This window comes from Myxococcus guangdongensis (assembly GCF_024198255.1).
GTDB classification, from domain to species: Bacteria; Myxococcota; Myxococcia; order Myxococcales; family Myxococcaceae; genus Myxococcus; species Myxococcus guangdongensis.
The window spans coordinates 486,049-505,105 of sequence record NZ_JAJVKW010000002.1 but is presented as its reverse complement, the minus strand read 5'-3'; the positions used below and the strand labels follow the sequence as shown (position 1 = coordinate 505,105).

The 19,057-nt window shown below is 70.6% G+C and carries 18 protein-coding genes; 7 read left to right on the top strand and 11 right to left on the bottom strand.

Annotated features, from left to right (window positions below):
- Nucleotides 1–173: 173 nt before the first annotated feature.
- Entirely contained in the window at nucleotides 174–1,229 is a 1,056-nt protein-coding gene (locus tag LXT21_RS06910) for an RluA family pseudouridine synthase (protein WP_254037289.1), read from the top strand.
- A 66-nt stretch (nucleotides 1,230–1,295) separates the two neighbouring features.
- Here LXT21_RS06910 and purF read toward each other — a convergent pair whose 3' ends face one another.
- The gene (gene purF, locus LXT21_RS06905) at nucleotides 1,296–2,681 is read right to left on the bottom strand and encodes an amidophosphoribosyltransferase (protein WP_254037288.1); all 1,386 of its coding nucleotides are present in this window, start codon (nucleotides 2,679–2,681) and stop codon (nucleotides 1,296–1,298) included.
- A 144-nt stretch (nucleotides 2,682–2,825) separates the two neighbouring features.
- Between purF and LXT21_RS06900 the strand changes: the two genes are divergently transcribed.
- Nucleotides 2,826–4,136: a neutral/alkaline non-lysosomal ceramidase N-terminal domain-containing protein gene (locus tag LXT21_RS06900; protein ID WP_254037287.1), complete on the top strand. Its 1,311-nt coding sequence runs from the start codon at nucleotides 2,826–2,828 to the stop codon at nucleotides 4,134–4,136.
- A 107-nt stretch (nucleotides 4,137–4,243) separates the two neighbouring features.
- Nucleotides 4,244–5,032, top strand: a complete 789-nt coding sequence (locus LXT21_RS06895; RefSeq protein ID WP_254037286.1) for a crotonase/enoyl-CoA hydratase family protein — start codon at nucleotides 4,244–4,246, stop codon at nucleotides 5,030–5,032.
- Nucleotides 5,033–5,062: 30 nt separating this feature from the next.
- On the opposite strand, the gene yhbY is transcribed toward LXT21_RS06895, so the two are convergent.
- The 3 genes from yhbY to LXT21_RS06880 all read right to left on the bottom strand — a co-directional run bounded on the left by yhbY (nucleotide 5,063) and on the right by LXT21_RS06880 (nucleotide 8,994).
- On the bottom strand, nucleotides 5,063–5,353 hold the full coding sequence (gene yhbY / locus LXT21_RS06890) for a ribosome assembly RNA-binding protein YhbY (protein ID WP_141328741.1): 291 nt from the start codon (nucleotides 5,351–5,353) through the stop codon (nucleotides 5,063–5,065).
- Nucleotides 5,354–5,414: 61 nt separating this feature from the next.
- Entirely contained in the window at nucleotides 5,415–7,148 is a 1,734-nt protein-coding gene (locus LXT21_RS06885) for a J domain-containing protein (RefSeq protein ID WP_267145398.1), read from the bottom strand.
- 1,033 nt (nucleotides 7,149–8,181) lie between these two features.
- Nucleotides 8,182–8,994, bottom strand: coding sequence for a hypothetical protein (locus tag LXT21_RS06880; RefSeq protein ID WP_254037284.1), 813 nt, complete (start codon nucleotides 8,992–8,994; stop codon nucleotides 8,182–8,184).
- 199 nt (nucleotides 8,995–9,193) lie between these two features.
- Between LXT21_RS06880 and LXT21_RS06875 the strand changes: the two genes are divergently transcribed.
- Entirely contained in the window at nucleotides 9,194–9,907 is a 714-nt protein-coding gene (locus LXT21_RS06875; protein WP_256571421.1) for a TSUP family transporter, read from the top strand.
- Between the two features lie 6 nt (nucleotides 9,908–9,913).
- Here the strand turns inward: LXT21_RS06875 and LXT21_RS06870 are convergent, their stop codons facing one another.
- Entirely contained in the window at nucleotides 9,914–10,429 is a 516-nt protein-coding gene (locus LXT21_RS06870) for a YfbM family protein (protein WP_254037283.1), read from the bottom strand.
- Between the two features lie 196 nt (nucleotides 10,430–10,625).
- On the opposite strand from LXT21_RS06870, the gene LXT21_RS06865 reads away from it, so the two are divergent.
- Nucleotides 10,626–11,117 (top strand): hypothetical protein, encoded by a 492-nt coding sequence (locus tag LXT21_RS06865; protein WP_254037282.1) that lies wholly within the window; start codon nucleotides 10,626–10,628, stop codon nucleotides 11,115–11,117.
- A gap of 3 nt (nucleotides 11,118–11,120) precedes the next feature.
- Here the strand turns inward: LXT21_RS06865 and LXT21_RS06860 are convergent, their stop codons facing one another.
- The 4 genes from LXT21_RS06860 to LXT21_RS06845 form a co-directional block, all read right to left on the bottom strand.
- Nucleotides 11,121–11,390: a hypothetical protein gene (locus tag LXT21_RS06860; protein WP_254037281.1), complete on the bottom strand. Its 270-nt coding sequence runs from the start codon at nucleotides 11,388–11,390 to the stop codon at nucleotides 11,121–11,123.
- A gap of 102 nt (nucleotides 11,391–11,492) precedes the next feature.
- On the bottom strand, nucleotides 11,493–12,125 hold the full coding sequence (locus LXT21_RS06855; RefSeq protein WP_254037280.1) for a hypothetical protein: 633 nt from the start codon (nucleotides 12,123–12,125) through the stop codon (nucleotides 11,493–11,495).
- Between the two features lie 63 nt (nucleotides 12,126–12,188).
- The gene (locus tag LXT21_RS06850) at nucleotides 12,189–12,995 is read right to left on the bottom strand and encodes a hypothetical protein (protein ID WP_254037279.1); all 807 of its coding nucleotides are present in this window, start codon (nucleotides 12,993–12,995) and stop codon (nucleotides 12,189–12,191) included.
- An 88-nt stretch (nucleotides 12,996–13,083) separates the two neighbouring features.
- Nucleotides 13,084–13,368 (bottom strand): hypothetical protein, encoded by a 285-nt coding sequence (locus tag LXT21_RS06845; protein ID WP_254037278.1) that lies wholly within the window; start codon nucleotides 13,366–13,368, stop codon nucleotides 13,084–13,086.
- Nucleotides 13,369–13,562: 194 nt separating this feature from the next.
- Here LXT21_RS06845 and LXT21_RS06840 point away from each other — a divergent pair, with 194 nt between their 5' ends.
- A complete protein-coding gene (locus LXT21_RS06840) occupies nucleotides 13,563–15,833 on the top strand; it encodes a zinc-dependent metalloprotease (RefSeq protein ID WP_254037277.1) in 2,271 nt (756 codons plus the stop codon).
- Nucleotides 15,834–15,910: 77 nt separating this feature from the next.
- Nucleotides 15,911–16,735, top strand: coding sequence for a hypothetical protein (locus tag LXT21_RS06835; RefSeq protein WP_254037276.1), 825 nt, complete (start codon nucleotides 15,911–15,913; stop codon nucleotides 16,733–16,735).
- Between the two features lie 47 nt (nucleotides 16,736–16,782).
- Here LXT21_RS06835 and LXT21_RS06830 read toward each other — a convergent pair whose 3' ends face one another.
- Together LXT21_RS06830 and accC are read right to left on the bottom strand one after the other, a co-directional pair.
- Nucleotides 16,783–17,292, bottom strand: a complete 510-nt coding sequence (locus tag LXT21_RS06830) for a biotin/lipoyl-containing protein (RefSeq protein WP_141331022.1) — start codon at nucleotides 17,290–17,292, stop codon at nucleotides 16,783–16,785.
- 27 nt (nucleotides 17,293–17,319) lie between these two features.
- Nucleotides 17,320–18,840 carry an acetyl-CoA carboxylase biotin carboxylase subunit gene (accC, locus tag LXT21_RS06825; protein ID WP_254037275.1) on the bottom strand — a complete coding sequence of 507 codons (1,521 nt, stop codon included), beginning with the start codon at nucleotides 18,838–18,840 and terminating at the stop codon, nucleotides 17,320–17,322.
- Nucleotides 18,841–19,057: the final 217 nt, after the last annotated feature.

Below are 19,057 nucleotides of genomic sequence, written 5' to 3'. Positions count from 1 at the left end.
GCCCCGCGTGTGGTGTGTCCGAGGTGTCTCGTAGACGTCGGCGTGAATCCGCTTCGATGTGCGGGTCCTGCTGCTTCCGAGTTGCTGGTACGGGGGGGCTCGTCGTGCGGCCTCCCCGACGATGATGGGTTCAGACTGTGTGCCGTCTCGCGCCGTGGTAGAGCGCGGAGGCGATGCACGGCGAGAAGGAGTCATCGGTGGAGCGCTCCGCCCCTGAGCAGGAAGGCTCGAGTCCCGCGGACGCCGCTCCCGAGGGCTTCGTCGACATCTCCTTCGTCGTCGAGCCCAACTACGCGGGCTGGCGCCTGGAGGACTACCTGGGCCAGAAGCTGCGCCGCATGCCTCGCGAGCGCTTGGCCGGCATCATCCTGCGCGGTGTCCGTTGCGAAGGGCGACGGCTGAAGCCCTCCACGCCCGTGTACCCCGGGCTGGCCTTCCGCCTGCGCCGTCCCGGCAGCGAGGAGCCGGAGACGCCCACCACGCTGCCCGTCGTCTTCCAGGACGAGTGGCTGCTGGTGCTCGACAAGCCCGCCGGTCTGCCCATCCATCCGACGGCGCGCTACCACAAGGGCACCCTCGTCTCCCTCCTGCGCGAGCGCTTCGGTGAGCGCTTCGCCGAACCCGCGCACCGTCTGGACCGCGAGACGAGCGGCCTGGTCGTCTGCGGTCGCACCACCGAATCCTGCCGCGTGCTCGGCCGGCTCTTCGTCTCGCGCGACGTGCACAAGGAGTACCTCGCCCTCTGCGAAGGACATCCTCCCGAGGACACCTTCACCGTGGATGCCCCCATCGCCGAGGGCACCGAGCTCATCCGCATCGCCGTGCGCATCGACGCGCGCGAGGGCAAGCCGAGCCGGACCCGGTTCCAGGTGCTCCAGCGCTTCACGCGCGACGGCGCGCCCTTCGCGCTCCTGCGCTGCTTCCCGGAGACGGGACGGCAGCACCAGATTCGCATCCACCTGCGCGAGGCGGGCTTCCCGTTGGTCGGCGACAAGATGTACGGCCCGGACCCGGGCTACTTCGACCGCTTCAGCAAACACAGCCTGGAGCCCGAGGCCTGGGCTCGGCTGCGACTGCCTCGCCACGCGCTGCACGCCGAGCGCATCGTCTTCCCGCACCCCGGCACCGGCGCGGAGGTCTCGTTCTCGGCCCCGCTCCCCTCGGACCTCGCGGACTTCATCGCGGGCGCTCCCCTGCCACCTCCGCCCTCCTCGACGCAGGGTCGTTGAAACGACGAAGGCCCCCGACCCGGTGAAGGGCAGGGGGCCTCGGGCCTCACGCGCGCGTGAGCGGCGTCAGGCGGTGAGCTTGCTGGCTCCCTGCGCGGAGCCGGCCATGTCTCCGAGGAGGTACTGACCGGAGAAGCACGCCGTGCAGAAGCTGCCCCGGCTGGGGTCGCCCACGGCCTCGCCCAGGCCCTCGATGGAGATGTAGCCCAGCGAGTCCGCCGTGACGTAGCGGGCAATCTCGTCCGTGCTGTGGCTCGCGGCGATGAGCTCCTGCCGGCTGGGCGTGTCGATGCCGTAGAAGCAGGGCCACTTCGTCGGCGGCGAGGAGATGCGCAGGTGCACCTCCAGCGCTCCGGCCGCCTTGATCATCTTCACGATCTTGCGGCTCGTCGTGCCGCGGACGATGGAGTCGTCCACCACCACCACGCGCTTGCCCTTGATGACGTGGCGCACGGCCGACAGCTTCAGCTTCACGCCGAAGTGACGGATGGACTGCTGCGGCTCGATGAACGTCCGGCCCACGTAGTGGCTGCGGATGAGCCCCACGTCATACGGAATCCCGCTCTGCTGCGAGAAGCCGATGGCCGCCGCCACTCCCGAGTCCGGCACCGCGATGACCAGGTCCGCGTTCGCCGGTTGCTCGCGCGCCAGCTGCATGCCCATGCGCTTGCGCACCTCGTACACGCTGTTGCCGAACAGCACCGAGTCCGGCCGCGCGAAGTACACCTGCTCGAAGATGCACCGCCCCAGCCGCGCGGGCTCCGCGAACGGCTTGCTCGTGCGCATGAGGCCGTTCTCGATGACGAGCAGCTCACCGGGCTCCAGCTCGCGCACCACGTCCGCCTCGATGAGGTCCAGCGCCGTCGTCTCGCTGGCGACGACGTACGCGCCTTCCTTCATCCGCCCCAGCACCAGCGGCCGGATGCCCAAGGGGTCTCTCACCGCGACCAGCTTGTTCTCGGTGAGCACCAGCAGGCTGTAGGCGCCCTCCACCTTGCGCAGGGCCTCCACCAGCTTCTGCTCGAAGCTCCCCTGCCGCGAGCGCGCGAGCAGGTGGAGGATGACCTCCGTGTCGGCGTCCGACTGGAAGATGGCTCCGTCGGCCTCCAGCTTCTCCTTCAGCGTCGCCGCGTTGACCAGGTTTCCGTTGTGCGCGATGGCGCACTGACCGCCCGCGTACTGCACGAAGAGCGGCTGCGCGTTCTTGAGCTGGCTGCCGCCCGCCGTCGAATAGCGCACGTGGCCGATGGCCGACTGACCGGGCAAGCCGGCGAGCACTGGCGCATCGAAGATGTCGGCCACCAGCCCCATCTGACGGTGTGCCCGCAGGCCATGACCATCAGAGGCGACGATACCCGCGGACTCCTGCCCGCGATGCTGCAGGGCGTGCAGCCCCAGGTACGTCAGGTTGGAGGCCTCGGCGTGTCCCGTGATTCCGAAGATGCCGCACATGGCGCGCTGCCTTACTCCTTTCGGGCGGTGAGCGGAACAGGAACGCACGCCCCTCTGGTGGGTATTCCACCCGTCACCGGAGTCGTCCGATGTGGGCAGACGAGCCTCGCGGTGAGTGCCGCGTGCCGTTAGTCTGCGCACCGCATGGTGTTCCCACGACGAGCCTCCTGGCGTTCCCTGTTTCCCCTGGTCTTGCTCACCGTGGGTGCCGCTTATGCCTTGGGTTCCTGGAACTGGTGCGGCACGTGGGCGGAGCGCGCGCCGGTGCTGGTGTCGCAGGTGAAGGCGGAGGGGCCGCTGCGCGCGGGCGCGGCGAAGGTGGCCCTGGTGCCGCCGTTCCCGGTGGTGGTGGCGGGCTACTCGCCGCCGCGCCCCGATGCGACGCAGTCCGACCCTCCGCTCCATGCGCGCGCGGTGGTGTTTGAGGTGGAGGGCTCGCGGGTGGGGTTGGTGTCGCTGGAGCTGCTGCTCATCACGGATGTGGTGACGGCGCGGGTGCGCGAGCACGCGAAGACGCTGGGGCTGCAGGATGTGTTGGTGTTGGCCACGCACACGCACTCGTCGCTCGGGGGATATGACTCCCGGCTGGTGTCGCAGCTCGTCGGGACGGGGCGTTATCGGGAGGACTCGGAAGCGACGGTGGTGGCCGCGGCGAGCGCGGCGCTCGGGCAGGCCGCCTCCTCGCTCACGGACGTGACGCTGGAGCTGGGCGAGGCGAAGGAGTCCTCGTATGTCTACACGCGCTCGGGTGGCACCGCGCCGGATGGGACGCTGACGCGCGCGGTGCTGCGGGGGGCGTCCGCGCCGGTGGCGGAGCTGCTCTTCTTCGCGGCGCACCCGGCGATGGTGCCCCGGCAGCGCGCGTACGTGGACCCGGACTATCCGGGCCGCTTGAGCACGCTGCGCGAGTCAGAGGGCAGCGGCGTGACGCTGTTGTTGCAGGGCGCGGTGGGCAACGCGTCGGTGGCCTACTCGGAAGGGCAGGGATTGGAGCGGGTGTCGGGCTTCGCTCGGGCCTTGTCGGAGCTGGCGGGCAAGGCGCCCCTGGCTTCGGCGGGGGCGTCGGTGCGGCTGTCGCTGGCGCGCGCGGAGGCGGTGATGCCCCGGCCGGATGCGTCGCGGCTGGTGCCGGCCTTCACTCGGGCGGCGGGGGATAACTTGTTGTGCAGCTCGGCCGAGCGTGTGGCCGAGGTGTCCGCGTTGGTGCTGGGGCCGCTGGAGCTGGTGACGGTGCCGGGCGAGCCCACGGTGGACGCGGGCGCGGAGCTGGTGCGGCGCACGGGGGCCTCGGGCGTGCTGGGGCTCGCGGGCGGTTACGTGGGCTACGTGGAGACGCCGGACCTGGTGAACGCGAACGGTGGAGAGTCGCGCAGGCAGTACTTCGGCCCCGCGTTGTTGGAGCGGCTGGGCGTGGCGGCGGAGCTGGCCGCGAGCACGGCGGGCTTCACGCGCTGAGGGTGGGCCGCGGCTGAACGTCGTGCGTTGGACGGGGCGATGCGGGTGATGGTGTGAATCGAGGCTCGTGACGGACAATGCGCGTCCACCTCTACCGTGGAGCGCTGATGAGCCCGTCGGACCCTCGCATCACCCTGGAAGTGCGCGGACACCTCGCCCTCATCGGCATCCATCGCCCGGAGAAGCGCAACGCGTTCGATGTGGGCATGCTGCGGGGACTCTCGTCCGCGGTGACGGAGGCGGACCGGCACTCGGACGTGCGGTGCATGGTCCTCTTCGCGGTGGGAGACCACTTCTCGGCGGGGCTGGACCTCGCGAGCGTCGCGCCCGCGCTCTCCAGCGGAGAGCCGCTCTACGCGGAGGGGTTCATCGACCCTTGGGGCATCCAGGGCCCGCCGCGCACCAAGCCCCTGGTGCTCGCCGTCCAGGGACTGTGCCTCACGCTGTCCATCGAGCTCATCCTCGCGGCGGACATCACCGTGGCCTCGGAGGACGCGCGCTTCGGACAGATTGAAATCAAGCGCGGCATCTTCCCGTTCGGCGGCGCCACCGTGCGCTTCCCTCAGCGCGCCGGCTGGGGCAACGCCATGCGATGGCTGCTCACCGGTGACGAGTTCGACGCGCGCGAGGCTTACCGCATCGGCCTGGTGCAAGAGGTGGTGGAGCGCGGCCGGCACCTGGAGCGGGCGCTGGCCCTGGCCGAGACAGTGGCGAAGCAGGCTCCGCTGGGCGTGCAGGCGACGCTCGCGTCCGCGCGACAGGCGGTGCACGAAGGGCCCGACGCAGCCAGGGCCGCGCTGCTGCCCCGGCTGTTGGAGCTGGTGGCGACGGAGGACGCCGCGGAGGGCGTCCAGTCCTTCCTCGAGCGCCGCGAGGCCCGCTTCAGCGGCAAGTGAAGTGAACCCACGGGCTTCGGGGACGGTCCGTCAGAACTTCTCGAACTTGGACTTCTCCTTGCGCTTCTTGAAGAGCAGCGCCGTGCGGCCCAACAGCTGGGCGAGCTCGGCGCTGGTGCCCTCGGCGAGGCGCGCGGCGGCTTCCTGGCGCGACTCGGGGCCCTCGTTGATCTTCACCTTGATGAGCTCGTGGTCGTGCAGCGCCTGCTCGACGGCGGCGATGACGCCCTCGGTGACGCCGGATTGACCGACGATGACCACCGGCTCCAGGTGGTGTCCGAGCGCGCGCAGATGGCGGCGTTGCTTCCCGGTGAGCGACACGTTGCTGTCTCCTTCGACTCCACCCGCGGGGCCCCTGGCCCCTCCGGATGGGGGGCGCACCCTACTTCTTCTGGGCCGCCATGCGAATCTCCCGCTGAGCGTCGATGTGGTCTGGCTGAAGGTCCACGGTCCGCTTGAAGTGCTTCAGCGCCCCCGTGGTGTCTCCCGTCAGCTTCGCAATCACCCCGAGGAAGTAGTGCGCCGGCGCACACCGCTCGTTGCGCTTGATGGCGTTCTGGATTTCCCGGAACGCCTCCGGCTGCGCCGCCTTCTTGTCCGCCGCCGTGAAGAACCGCGCATAACCCCGCCAGGCGTAGAACTCCGCCTCCTCGGCGTTGAGCTGGATGGCCTCGTTCAACATCTTCACGGCCTCCGGGAACTTGCGCGCCTTCACCAGGATGCACGACTTCTGGAAGAGCTCCTCCGCCATCAGGATGGCGTTGATGTCCACCTCCGCCCCGGCCCCACCGCTCTTCAGCTCCTCGAGATAGGCCGCCCGGCTCTTGTCGTCGGACAGCGTCCGGTACGCATCGCCGATGTAGGCGAACACCTCGGCCTTGAGCTTCTCGAGCTCCGGCGGCGCCCCCTGCGGGAGCGTGTCCGGGTGGTACAGCTTGGCCAGACGGAAGTACGCGACCTTGACCGCGCTGCCGTCCGCCTGCTCCGCCAACCCGAGCCGCTGGAAGTGGGTCTGCTGCTTCAACGCCATCGCGAGCTGCTTGAGCGCCGGAATCTCGTCGGCGCCGGGCGCAGGGCCGGAGACCGTGGGCGGCGCCGGACGCGCCGCGGCGGGCGGGGGGCTCGCTGGACGCGCTGGCGCTGCTGCTCCGACGACGGGCGGCGGACGCGGGGCGGCGGCTCCAGGGGGAGTACCCGGACGGGCCGCCGCCGGCGCCGCGGCTCCGGGCGGATTGCCTGGACGCGCGGCCTGCGGTGCACCCGCTCCTGGGGGATTTCCGGGCGCGGTGGACGGAGCCTGGGCCGCGGGAGGCGTGGCGGGGCGGGCGGGCTGTGCGGCCGTGGGGGGCGAGGCGGGGGCCGGTCCGGGCTGCGCCGCGACCGAGGGGCCCGCCGCCGTCGCGGGGACCGTGCGCGCGGCCGCGAAGGACACCGCGTCCAGTTCGCGCAGCAGGAAGGCCAGGCGCAGCAGGTGGTCGGCGTCCTGCGGGAAGTCCGCGAGGAGCTGCGACACCGAGCGCACCCCGTCGATGACCGTGAGCGCGCGAACCTCGTGCGGCGTCAGCCGCAGCTCGCTCGCGGCCACCATCCCGCCCGACTTCATGATGGGCAGGTTGAGCACGGGCATCAGCCGACGCTTGATGTCCGCGGAGGGCATGCGGCGCACGGTGTCGCTGAGCACCGCCCACCGGTTGCCCAGCGGCATGGCCTTGTTGCCGGCCAGCTCCCGCAGCTCGAAGGCGAACATGCCGGACTCGGCGCGCAGGCCCTTGAACAGGATGCTGGAGGCGCGCTGCGCCAGAATCGAGAACGCGGTGGCGGGCTGGAGCAGACCCAGTCCGAAGAGCGCGGCGAGCAGGTCTCCGCCGAAGCGCTCCTTGGCGGCCTCGGCTTGCTGGAGCTGCTCGGGCGTGAGCAGCCGCGCGCCCATCAGCGAGGTGCCCAGCGAGTCCTCGGCGTGGTTGGAGTCGACGAACTCCGGGTTGCCCTTGCGGAAGTGAATCAGGGTGACCCGGTCCGCGAGCGCCAGCTTGAGCAGGCCCGTCTGCTCCGCGGAGGCGATGCGGCCGTAGAGGTTCAGCGGCGAGGTCTGCTCGAGCTGACCCTGCGAGGGCATCGCGTACGGTGAGGCCTCCGCGGAGACGGCGGGCGCGGCTCCCGTGGTGGGGAGAGGGGCAGCGCCGGGCTGTGCCGTCGCGACAGGCGATGGAGGGACGGCTCCCGCCTGCGGCTGTCCGGTGGCTGTGTTGGGCCGTGCGACCGCTCCCGGTGCTCCTGGAACCTGGGGCTGCCCGGCCTGCATCGGGTTTGCCGGCCGGACTCCTGGGCCCGACATCGGGGCACCTGGACGCGCGACGGGCGCTCCAGGGCCCGCAACGGGGCCACCTGGGCGCGCGTTCGGCGTGGCTCCCGCGCCCGCCGCGGGGCTCCCTGGTCCCGCCATGGGGACACCTGGACGAGCCACCTGGACTGCTCCGGGCCCCGCCATGGGTGCACCTGGGCCCGCCATGGGGACACCTGGGCGCGCGTTCGGCGCGGCACCCGGCCCCGCCATGGGAGCGCCTGGGCCCGCTACGGGGACGCCCGGGCGTGCCATCGGAGCGCCCGGCCCCGCCATCGGCACTCCTGGACCGGCCATCGGAGCAGTACCTGGGCCCGCCATCGGTGCTGCACCCGGGCCCGCCATGGGCGCGCCCGGCCCCGCCATGGGCATGCCACCAGGTCCCGTCATAGGAGCACCCGGACCGGCCATCGGCACACCGGGCCCCGCCATGGGGACACCGGGGCGCGCGGCTTGCGCCTGGGGCGCACCCGGTCCGGGGCCGAGGTTGGCCGGCGCGCCGTCACCCCACAGCTCGCGCGGGAACACCTCGCGGGCCTCGGGGAAGCGCCACGGGAAGGCGAAGTTCAGCCCGTCCTCGGAGACCTGGAGCTTGCCCTTGATGGCGCCGCTGTCGACGAGCAGTTCAATGGTCGGCAGGGTGAGGGGCCCCCACAGGGTGCCCCTGTCGTTGCGGACCCAATATTGACGGACGTCACCCTCCGCCATGCGCGGTTCTGCTCCATTCCTGCTGCGAGATGACGGCAACCCTACCGCTCTCCCAGGAAGGCTCAAAGCAGACGGCGGGGCGGACGGCTCATACCCTGGGTCAGGGCGCGGCCCCGTCCAGCGCCGCCATCCCCAGGACCGACAGGCAGGCCGGGTCCGCCTGCTGCTCCACCGGCGGGTCGAAGCAGTGCACCTCGCTGTCGAACACCTTGCAGATGCCCGAGGGCGTGGACGCACACGCGGACTTCGAGAACGCCGTGGTGCACGCATAGCCGCACGCCGGACCCGTCTCCGTGTTGCGGCACTCCGGCGCGGGCATCGCGCGCTTCCACGTGCACAGGGCCGCCGGGGACGGGTCGAAGCAGGTGATACGCCCGCTCGAAATCTTGCACACCCCCGCCGGCGTCCGGGTGCACCGTACCCCCTCTGACGCGTTGAGACAGTTGTACCCGCACGTCAGCTCCACCCCGTTGCTGCGGCAGTCCGCGCGCGGCGTCTCCTTGCCGTACACCGCGAAGACCACCGCTGGCGGGTCGAAGCACTCCACTTCGCCGCCCCGGGCCTTGCACACCCCGGCCGGCGACTTCGCGCACTTCACCCGACCCGGCTGCGTCACGCAGTGGTAGCCACACGCCACCGCTCCATCGATGGCCTTGCACTCGGGCTCCGGCAGCGACGCGCCATACGCCTTCACCACGTACGCGGGCGGGTCGAAGCACACCGCCTGCCCGTCGATGAGCTGACAGCGCCCCTGGGGCGTCTGCGCACAGCGGGCGCGGTTCGAGTCGGTCTTGCACCCATACCCACACGCCACCTGGCTGTTCATCATCCGGCAGGTGGGCGCGGTGGGGTCCTGCGACGGTGGAGCCGAGGCCAGCGTGAGCGCCAGCACGGTGATGAGGGAGGCGAGCATGAAGACCTCGGAGGTGAAACGACCCGGGCATTGACGCCCAAGGTGGAGGGGGACGCAAGAAGCGAGCAGCCGCGACGGCGCCGCGTGGCCCGTGGTACCCAGGCGCCGCTCGAGGCGAGGGAGACACAGGGTGGACCTACTGGTGGACGTCAGTGCGCAGCACCTGCTGCTGCTGTGTGTCGCGGCGCTGGTGGCGGGCATGGTGGATGCCATCGCCGGTGGTGGTGGGCTCATCACGCTGCCCGCGCTCCTGACGGCGGGACTGCCTCCGCACGTGGCGCTGGGCACCAACAAGGGTCAGTCCGTGTTCGGCTCGTTCGCGGCGCTGGTGCGCTTCTCGCGCTCGGGGCTGGTGGACTGGAAGCTGGCGCGCGTGACGTTCCCCTTCGGCCTGGGGGGCGCCTTCGCGGGCGCGGCGCTGGTGCTGCTGGTGAAGCCGGAGGTGCTCAAGCCGCTGGTGCTGGTGTTGCTCATCGCGGTGGCGGTGTTCCTCGCCTTCCGCCGCGCGCCCAAGAGCGCCGCGCACGCGGAGCCCTCGCCCCGCTCCCGCGCGCAGGCCATCGGCGCGCTCATCGCGCTGGCCGTGGGCACCTATGACGGGTTCTTCGGTCCGGGGACGGGCACGTTCCTCATCGTCGGCTTCAACACGCTGCTCGGCCACGGCCTGGCGCGCGCGTCCGCGGACGCGAAGGTGGTGAACTTCGCCTCCAACCTGGCGTCCGTCCTCCTGTTCTCGCTCAAGGGCGTGGTGCTGTGGAAGGTGGCGCTGCCCATGGCCGCGGCGCAGTTCACCGGCGCGTGGCTGGGCGCGCACCTGGCGGTGAAGGGCGGGGACACCCTGGTGCGCAAGGTGGTGCTCGCCGTGGTGCTGGCGCTGGTGCTGAAGCTGGGGCACGACGTGGTGCTGGGCTGACGGCCTTCAGCCGATGTGCACCAGCAGCGCGCCGTCGCGGCGGGACACCTGGGCGACGAACTTCTGGAGCTCCTCGAAGTAGGAGAGCACCTCCTCGAGCGGGTCGCTGTCCTCGGGCGGCTCGTCCCAGGTGCCGGGGTAGATGTCCTGGGCCTGCATCTTCGCCGGGTCGAAGCGGCGGCGCAGCGTGTTCTCGGAGACGTCCTTGAGCGCGGTGGCGAGCGCCTTCACCTGGGTGGGCGCGAAGACGCGCGCGGTGCCCTCGTCGGAGGGGATGTCGCCCACGTCGTCACCGCCGCGCACGAGGAAGTCCAGAGGCGCGCCGCCCTCCCAGGCGGTGCCGGTGAGCAGGTACTGGAGGGCGTGCCACGCCTCGCCGATGTCCAGCTCCAGGAACGCTCCGCCCGTGGGGTCTCCGAAGTCCTCGTCGTCGTCGAGGAAGTCCTCCAGGCGCTCGGGGGCCTGAAGCAGGGCGCCGCGCTGCGCCTCCGTGACGCTGCGCAAGGTGCAGAGCATCTCCATGCGGGGGACCTCGTGTGACGCGAAAGGCAGGGGGAAGTTGAGCGGCGCCGGACCCTACCAGTCCCGGGCGAGCCTGCGGAATTTCGATGCGCGCCCGTCCACGCCCCTGTCCACCGCCGCGGGAGGGAGTCCTCGGAATGCTAGGCTCTGGACGTCGGGCCGTCGTCCTCGCGGGTGGGAAGCCAGGGAGCGCGGTATGCACCGAGGGGTTCGTTGGGTCATCGCCGTCGCGGGCGTCGGGATATCGCTCTCGCTCGCCGCGCTCCTGCGGCAGCGCCTGGTGCCCGAGCCCCGCGCGCCGCTCGCCTCCGCCCCGACGCTCGACGCGGGGGTGACGGACGCGGGCTCGATGCCCATCGAGGACCCCGAGGACCCTCGCACGCTGGAGCCTTCGCGACTGGGGAGCGTCCACGTGCGGACGCTCGATTCATGGGGGCTTCTCCCGGAGCCGGGAATCACGGTGGCGCTCGTGAGCGAGGGCCGCCCGCGTCGACTCCATCCCGAGCAATTGAAGACGGATGCCCACGGCATGGCCACCTTCGCCAAGGTGCGCGCGGGTCTGTTCACCGTCTGCGCCAAGGGGCCGCGCCATGTGGAGACCTGCCGGATGAATCTCGAGCTCTCGGCGGAGAGCAGCTACACCGTGGGGCTGTCCATGATGGAGAACCCCACGGCCGCTGGCAGGTGAGGTTCAGCAGGGCAGCCAGGGCCCGACGCCGCGCTCGCACGAGTCGTAGCAGACGGAGATGGCCTGGGCGCACACCTCGCTGGAGGCCTGGCACACGGACTCGCACCAGGAGTTGGCCTGGTAGCACTCGTCCCAACAGGAGGCCTGGGCGCTCGTCGAGCCCTCGGCCTGGGGCGCCTCGGGGCTCACGGGCTCGCTCGGGGGCGTGCCGCCACCGCAGGCGATGAGGGACAGGGAGACAGCGAGGGAGGCGAGGAAGGGGCGAAGCTGCATGGAGGGGCTCCGTGGCATGGGGGATGACCGCGGAGACCACTGTATCCGAATGGCAAATGCAGAAGCTTCCGACCTCAGGAATTCCGAGGTGCCCCGCACGGGCTAGCTGCAGACGCGGCTCTTGACGGGGCAGGGGAGGTCGAAGCTCCCCTCCACGCGGATGGTGCGCTCAGTGACGTCCTTCTTGTTGGCCGAGCTGTGCGTGCGGGCGGTGAACTTGAACGTGCCGGCCACGCCGCGTCCGTCGAACCGCGTGAGCACCAGGACGCCGGGCACGGTGACCATGTAGTTGACGCCCTTGAGGCGCAGCGCCACGGGCAGCTCACCCGGCTTCTCGTCCAGCGTGACGAGCGGGTACGCGCCGGGCTTGAAGGGGACGCTCTCCTTCGTGTTCTGGCCGGACAGGACGCTCAGGCTGGCCACCTGGATGCCGCCCGCGCTGATGCAGTGGATGGAGAGCGGACCGCTCATCGTCCCTTTCGCCGCGAGCTTCGCGGCGGCGGCCTGGGTCTTCTTCGGGTCCTGCTTCATCCGGCTGTGGATCTTCTCGTAGACCGCGCGCATCTCCTCGGGGGACATCCAGTGGTCCGAGGTGGCGGACTGCGTGCCGCCCTTGCCGGAGAAGGCCATCTGCAGGCCTCCCATCACCCGGACCTCACAGGTGCCCTCTCGCCGCGCCGCGAGCGCGGGCAGCGAGCAGAGCATCACGAGGGCGACGGCGGCGGCGTGTCGCATGGGGCGGCTTTCCGGGGCAGGGGGCGGCGCGAGGCCGCCCGGTGGTCCCCGGACTGTAGAACGTCAGGGGGCCGGAGAGGCGCTCTTCGGGGCGCCGGTCTCCGGCGGCCGGTCGATTTCCTCGGCGGGGAAGTTGGCGGCGGCCTCCAGGTAGCGCGGAGGCTGGATGCGGCGGCGGTCCCGCTTGTTGAGCCCCTCGGGCTCGACGTAGGCCGGCTCCGCGCCCGCGCGCTGCTCCACCAGGGAGCCGTCGCAGAAGTGCCACCGGAAGGTGCCGTCCAGCGCGGCGCGCGCGTAGAACACCGTGGCCTCGCCAATCTTCGGGTCGGCGGTGCACCACGTGCCACGCGCGGTGGCCTCGCGCTGCGGAGACTCTTCCTTCCACTTGTCCTGCGCCTGACGCAGCGACACGGCGGCGAGGACCTTGTCCGCGTCGGACAGCCGCTCGCGCGCCTCCTTCACCAGCTCACCGCCCCGGCGCGAAATCTCCGGGAAGGCGCCCTTGTCCTTGAACCCGCAGCGCGACAGGCCCCGCAGGTTGTTCTCGTGGACCACGAGCACCGGCGGCAGCGTCTGCTGGGCCTCCTTGAGCAGCTCCACCTGCTGTGCGTGGTCCGGTGACGCGGGCGTGTCGAGCTTGTCCGTGCCGTTGACGAAGCGCGCGAGCACGCCGTTGATGGCCGTCAGTTCGTCCGACAGCCAGCGCTGCTCCGCGTCGCAGGGGTTGGCCTTCGCACCACCGTAGTCTCGGTAGTCCGCTCGGGAGATACCCAAGCTGTAGTGCAGGACCGGAGGCGCGGGCCGGGACGCGCACGCAGACAGCGACGCGCCCAGGGCCGCGAGCAGGACTCGGCGACCAGTGACCTTCATGACGACCGAGTCTGCCATGTGGTTTGCGAGCGAACAAACCACGTGGCGAGCCAGGGCGTCGTTTCACACTAAGAGTGTGAGGGAGTGACTAGAGCGGGCACACGATGGGCCCGCGGCTGCCACAGACGTTGCGGGGGATGAAGTAGTGGCCGAGCTCGGCGCTCCAGTACGCGTACATCTGGATGCCGCTGTTGCAGCGCACCGAGGACGTCATGACGATGCAGTGCAGGTCCTCGTTGTACTCCAGGCGGGCCTCCGTCTGGGCCAGCTCGGGAGCGGCCGCTTCCGCCTGCCCGTCCAGGGCCTCGGTGCCACCACAGCCCGCCAACAGCGCGCCAGCCAACCACAGCCCCTTCATGTTCCAGCTCCGCATGGTGCCTCCAGGTGAGCGACAGCTCGGGTTGAACTGAGTAGCAAAAGCATCTGGATTGCGAAGGTCGCATTTAAATCGGGGGCGGGCCCGGTAGGCGCGCGGGAATCGTGTCATGGCCGGGAAGAACCCGAGGGCGCGTCGTTGACCTGTCCGTGGGCGCGCCTCCTCGCGCGTCCCGGAATCGGAGACACGCGATGCGCGGACGCAAGCGGTTCTCTCGGTGCTCGTGGGTGGGAGTGTTGTCGCTGGCCCTGATGTGGGGGACGGGGTGTGGCGAGGCCCCGCCCGACACGCCGGACGTGGCGCTGCCGGACGAGGTGCTGGAGGGGGCCTTCGTGGCGGTGCCCCGGGAGGTGGGGAGCGCCGAGCGGCAGCAGGTGGAAGAGAAGCTGCGAGGCGTGGTGGAGGACTCGGGGCGCGGCTTCTACCTGGCCATCCGCCGGGACCAACTGGCGTCGAAGTGGTTCTTGTCCGCGTACATCCAGCAGTACCACCCGGGAGGCGCCTCCTACTTCGCGGCCAACTCGCTGGGCACGCGCGTGGTGAGCTTCAAGGAGCAGAACGGCAAGCTGTTCGTCCTGGACGTGGATGACCGCAAGGTCTTGAGCGACATCTTCGACCCGCAGGTGCTGGTGGAGGCGTATCCCATCGTGGAGCACCACGCGCCGTTCCACCGGCGGCGAGGCTCGGAGCAGTACGTGCTCATCGACCCGGCGGCGGGGCTCAACCGCTTCGGGGTGATGGGGGACCTGAACGCGGTGATGATGCGCGCGCAGTTCCAGGTGGAGCTGAGCCTGGCGCAGAAGCTGCGGCCCATCGCGGACGGCGTCACCTTCGAGCAGGTCTTCACCGGCTACTCGAACCTGCCGGACGACGCGTCGCGTCTGTACCTGGAGGAGAACCCCTTCCGCACGTCGGGCACGCTGAGCATCGCGCTGCGCCGCTACCGGGAGAGCCCGGGCTACGTGCCCACGCCCTCGCCCGCGCGGGAGCACTACTTCCTGAGCGAGCCCAAGCTGATACCGAACACGGGGGGCGCCACCGAGCGCGTGGCCACGAAGTGGGCCATCCAGCCGGGCATGACGCCCATCCGCTGGAACATCACCCCCAGCCTGCTCACGGTGCAGGCGGACCCGCGCTTCCAGGCGTACGACCTGGTGGGCGCCGTGAAGCGCGGCATCGAGGGGTGGAACGCGGCCTTCGGCTTCCCGGTGCTCCAGACAGTGATGGGGGACAGCTCGAGCGACTTCGGTCGGGATGACGAGAACCACCTCATCGTCGACCCGGACCGCGCGGCGGCCTTCGCCTTCGCCGACTGGCGGACCCACCCGAACACCGGTGAGATTCGCGGCGCCAGCATCTACCTGGGCAGCAACTGGTTGGAGGTGGCGCACCAGACCTTCTCAGGGGACGTGGGCGCGCTGGTGGCGGCCGGGCGGCCCGCCTCGTCGCTGCGGATGTCCTGGGCCGGCATGGGGGGCGAGACGCGGTGTGACTTCCACGCGGAGGCGCTGCTCGAACAGGGCGAGCAGGTCGCGGAGCTCCTCGCCGAGCCCGGCTCGCCGTTGACGAAGAAGCAGAAGGTGGAGGCGTACCTCACGTACCTGGTGTTGCACGAGGTGGGGCACACGCTGGGGTTGCGGCACAACTTCGCGGGCTCACGCGTGTACGACGGTGGCGCGACGGGGCCGCGCTCCAACTCGGTGATGGAGTACCTGGACCCTCGGGATGCCGTGTACGGCGACGCGCCGGGGGCCTACGACGTGCAGGCGGTGCGCTACCTCTACGGCTTGTCCCCGGACCTGCCCACGCAGCCGTTCTGCACGGACGTGGACACGCGGAGCGACCCGTACTGCACCCAGTATGACCGCACCGATGAGCCGCTGACGAAGTTCCATGTGCCCGCGCTGAACGTGGCGATGAACACCCTGCTGAACATCTCGCACCCGCTCCTGTATGCGTCGTTGGCGGGCCGGTTCAACGCGACGGCGAACCCCGTGCTCCAGTTCGTGCGCGCGGGCAGTCCGGCGGTGCAGGCGCAGGCGTATCAGTTGGCGATGCAGCAGGTGCGCCCGCCGCTGGTCATCCCCATGGGGGCGCCCGCCCACTATGCGTCGCGCGCGGATGACCTGGCGCGCAGGCTCCTGGCGCGGCTGTATCTGGACCCGGCGGCGCAGCGCGGCCCCTTCAGCGCCAACCCGCCCGACTCCCCCGCGCTGACGTCGCTGGTGCTGGCGGACGTGCAGGGCATCCTGCTCAACGCGGATGGGGTGCGAGGCTATGCCGCGCGCCGCGCCATGGTGGACATCCTGAAGCTGCAGCAGACGCTGGCCGCGTACTCCCTCCTGATGTCCGCGCGTGACACGCTCACCGCCGCGCTGCCCACGCTGAGCACCGAGGACCGGCTGCAGACGACGGACCTGATTGCCCGCATCACCGCCGCGCTGTCGCCGTACTACCGCTGAAGGCCGCGAGCCCCGCTCAAGTTGATGTACTGGGGATGCAGGTGCAATCCAGGGGATGCTGTGTCTACGCTCGCGGCATGTTCTCGTTGCTCGTGGGGCTCACCGCTTCGCTCCTGGCCGCAGCCCCTGTCGCGAAGGGGGATGCGTGTCAGGGGAAGGTCCGGGTCCACCGGGCCTGGGTGTTCCGGGGCGGGGCGACGGTGCAGCCCTCGCCGTCCGCGGAGTTGGTGGCCATCGACTTCGCGCACCGGGACGCGGAGCCCGTCCGGGTCCAGCTCCAGGATGGAACGGGGAAGGACCTCGCGTCCGACTTCCAGTGGGTGTTGCTCGATGACCAGGGCGCGCCAGTGGACCGCTTCTTCGAGTCCCTCGGCGCCGCGGCGAAGCCTCGTCGACTGGCGCTCATCACCGCCGTGCCCCAAGGCACCCGCGCGCTGAAGCTGGCGTTCCAGGGCATGTGCACCGTGGACCTCACGGTCCAGGCCCGAGGACCCGAGTGGCCGCCGCTGCCCCAGGTGGAGCTGCGCTCCTGGACGCGTCAGGGGCGCTCCGCCACCGCGCTCGTCAGCGCCCGCGGGTTGTTGGACGGGGAGCTGCCCACGGGCGTCGCGCGCCAGGGCAACAAGCTCCGGCAGCCCCTCGCGGCCATCGCCGTGGACGCGAAGGGCCAGCGCCTGGCGCGAGGCACGCTCCAGCGGCGGTACTTCCTGGTGCGCTACTGGCTGGACGCAGACTCGCCGGAGCTCCTCGAATCCCACTCCGGTCCGCTGCGACTGCCTCCGCTCGTGGAGGCGCCGCTGCCCGCGCCCCTGATGAAGGCGCTCACGCGGGTGGAGGACCTGGGCCTCGAATCAGACGACCCCTACGAGGCGAGGCGCTTCGGACTGTCGCCCCGGCCCTGAACGACGTGGGGGCGGCGCGCGCACCCGGGCACGCGCCGCCACGCCGGCTACTCGACGACGACGAGCTTCGCGTTGTTCTCCACGGTGGTGCCTTCCTTGGCGAACAGCTCGGTCACCTTGCCCGCCTTGGGGCTCTTGAGCTCGTTCTCCATCTTCATGGCCTCCACCACCACCAGGCCCTGGCCCTCCTTCACCTCGTCGCCCACCTTCACCAGCACCTTCACCACCTTGCCCGGCATGGGCGCGGTGACCAGCTGCTTGCCCTCCACGGAGAAGCCCGCCGTGCCCGCGCGCAGCCGCAGCCGACGCTCGTCCGCCACGTCGAAGCGACTCACCTGACCGCGCAAGAGCACGCCCACCTCGTCGCCGTTCTCCTCGAACTCGACGCTGTAGGACTGGCCGTCCACCAACATGCTCATGGTGCCGTGCTCGAGCGCGAGCGCGTCCACCTGGTACGTGACGCCGTTGACGGTGAGCTTGTAGCGCTCGCCGCCCAGCGCCTCCAGGTCCACCGGCACCGCTTCCTTCTGTCCCTGCTGCTTCGTGAAATAGCGCATGGAAGTCTCGTGAGCCTCAGGGTGGGGTTAGCGGCGACGCGAGCGCAGCGACTGACGCCAGGCGCTGACCCGGCCCGTGTCGGAGCTGCTCGCGGCCTTGGCGCCGGGGAGCGTCTTGGCGCGCTTGGCGTCGCGCTGGTGCGCGTAGACGACGCCGGCCAGCAGCGCCATCTCGCTGAGCTTCGGGTCCTCCACGCCCTGCAGCGTGGTGTGCTCGCGGCCGAGGAAGCCCGTGTCGTAGTCGCCCTCGACGAACTCCGGGTGCGCGAGAATCGCCCGCAGGTAGCGGATGTTGGTGGTGATGCCCTTCACCACGTACTCGGACAGCGCGCGCTGCGCCCGGGCAATCGCCTCGCGCCGCGTGGGAGCCCACACGGACAGCTTGGAGATCATCGGGTCGTAGACGTTGGGCACCGTGTACCCGGGGAACACGCCCGAGTCGTCGCGCACGTTGGGACCGCCCGGCACGCGCAGGTACGTGATCTTGCCCGGGCTGGGCATGAAGTTGCGCGCCGGGTCCTCCGCGTACACGCGCACCTCGATGGAGTGACCCTGAGGCTCGGGCGCCTGGAGCAGGGGCAGCTTCTCGCCCTCGGCGACCTTGATCTGCAGCGCGACCAGGTCCAGCCCCGTCACCCACTCCGTCACCGGGTGCTCCACCTGGAGGCGGGTGTTCATCTCCAGGAAGTAGAAGTTGCGGTGCACGTCGACCAGGAACTCCACCGTCCCGGCGCCCACGTAGTTGACGGCCTTGGCCGCCTTCACCGCGACCTCGCCCATCTTCGAGCGCAGCTCCGGCGTGAGGATGGGGCTGGGCGTCTCCTCCACCACCTTCTGGTGACGGCGCTGCGCCGAGCACTCGCGCTCGTTCAGGTGGATGACGTTGCCGTGCGTGTCGGCGAACACCTGGATTTCGACGTGGTGTGGCTTCTCGAGATACTTCTCGATGTAGACCGCGTCGTTGCCGAAGGAGTTGAGCGCCTCGCTCTTGGCGGAGCGCCACGCGGACTCGAGGTCCTCGAGCTTCTCGACGCGGCGCATGCCCTTGCCGCCGCCGCCGCCCGCGGCCTTGAGCATGATGGGGAAGCCAATCTTCTGCGCGTACTCGCGCGCCTCGGCCTCGGTGGCGATGGGCTCGGTGGTGCCGGGGACGACGGGCACGCCCGCCTTGATCATGTTCGCGCGGGCGCGGGTCTTCTCACCCATGGCGTCCATGGCGGACGCCGGCGGGCCGATGAAGGTGATGCCGGCGGCCTCGCAGGCGCGCACGAACGACGCGTTCTCGGAGAGGAAGCCATAGCCGGGGTGGATGGCGTCCGCGCCGGAGGCCTTGGCGGCGTCGAGGATGCGCTGCTGGACCAGGTAGCTCTCCCGGGAGGGCGGAGGGCCGACGAAGATGGCCTGGTCCGCGGTGCGGACATGCAGGGCGGCGCGGTCCGCCTCCGAGTACACCGCCACGGTGGCGATGCCGAGCTCCTTGCAGGTGCGCATCACCCGGATGGCGATCTCGCCGCGATTGGCGACGAGCACTTTGCGGATCTTGGGCATGGGCGCCCGTCTACCACGGGCCGCCTCGTTTTGCCTGGGTTGGATGGGCCCCCGTTGTTGGCGGGGAGCGCGTCACGTCGGGCTCTCGGCTATGCTGGCCCCAGGGGCCGCTCACGGTTCGGGCGGGGTTTCCACGTGCCATCCATCTGCATCGTTTCGTCTCGGCTCTCCGTGCTGGGGGGCGGGGTTCTGCTCGCCGTCTGGCTGAGCATGACCG

Bases quoted from the DNA above. Each gene is read 5' to 3' on its own strand.
- LXT21_RS06910 (WP_254037289.1), top strand. From the start codon at position 174: ATGCACGGCGAGAAGGAGTCATCGGTGGAGCGCTCCGCCCCTGAGCAG.
- purF (WP_254037288.1), bottom strand. From the start codon at position 2,681: ATGTGCGGCATCTTCGGAATCACGGGACACGCCGAGGCCTCCAACCTG.
- LXT21_RS06900 (WP_254037287.1), top strand. From the start codon at position 2,826: ATGGTGTTCCCACGACGAGCCTCCTGGCGTTCCCTGTTTCCCCTGGTC.
- LXT21_RS06895 (WP_254037286.1), top strand. From the start codon at position 4,244: ATGAGCCCGTCGGACCCTCGCATCACCCTGGAAGTGCGCGGACACCTC.
- LXT21_RS06885 (WP_267145398.1), bottom strand. From the start codon at position 7,148: ATGCCCTCGCAGGGTCAGCTCGAGCAGACCTCGCCGCTGAACCTCTAC.
- LXT21_RS06880 (WP_254037284.1), bottom strand. From the start codon at position 8,994: ATGCTCGCCTCCCTCATCACCGTGCTGGCGCTCACGCTGGCCTCGGCT.
- LXT21_RS06875 (WP_256571421.1), top strand. From the start codon at position 9,194: ATGGTGGATGCCATCGCCGGTGGTGGTGGGCTCATCACGCTGCCCGCG.
- LXT21_RS06870 (WP_254037283.1), bottom strand. From the start codon at position 10,429: ATGGAGATGCTCTGCACCTTGCGCAGCGTCACGGAGGCGCAGCGCGGC.
- LXT21_RS06865 (WP_254037282.1), top strand. From the start codon at position 10,626: ATGCACCGAGGGGTTCGTTGGGTCATCGCCGTCGCGGGCGTCGGGATA.
- LXT21_RS06860 (WP_254037281.1), bottom strand. From the start codon at position 11,390: ATGCAGCTTCGCCCCTTCCTCGCCTCCCTCGCTGTCTCCCTGTCCCTC.
- LXT21_RS06855 (WP_254037280.1), bottom strand. From the start codon at position 12,125: ATGCGACACGCCGCCGCCGTCGCCCTCGTGATGCTCTGCTCGCTGCCC.
- LXT21_RS06850 (WP_254037279.1), bottom strand. From the start codon at position 12,995: ATGAAGGTCACTGGTCGCCGAGTCCTGCTCGCGGCCCTGGGCGCGTCG.
- LXT21_RS06845 (WP_254037278.1), bottom strand. From the start codon at position 13,368: ATGCGGAGCTGGAACATGAAGGGGCTGTGGTTGGCTGGCGCGCTGTTG.
- LXT21_RS06840 (WP_254037277.1), top strand. From the start codon at position 13,563: ATGCGCGGACGCAAGCGGTTCTCTCGGTGCTCGTGGGTGGGAGTGTTG.
- LXT21_RS06835 (WP_254037276.1), top strand. From the start codon at position 15,911: ATGTTCTCGTTGCTCGTGGGGCTCACCGCTTCGCTCCTGGCCGCAGCC.
- LXT21_RS06830 (WP_141331022.1), bottom strand. From the start codon at position 17,292: ATGCGCTATTTCACGAAGCAGCAGGGACAGAAGGAAGCGGTGCCGGTG.
- accC (WP_254037275.1), bottom strand. From the start codon at position 18,840: ATGCCCAAGATCCGCAAAGTGCTCGTCGCCAATCGCGGCGAGATCGCC.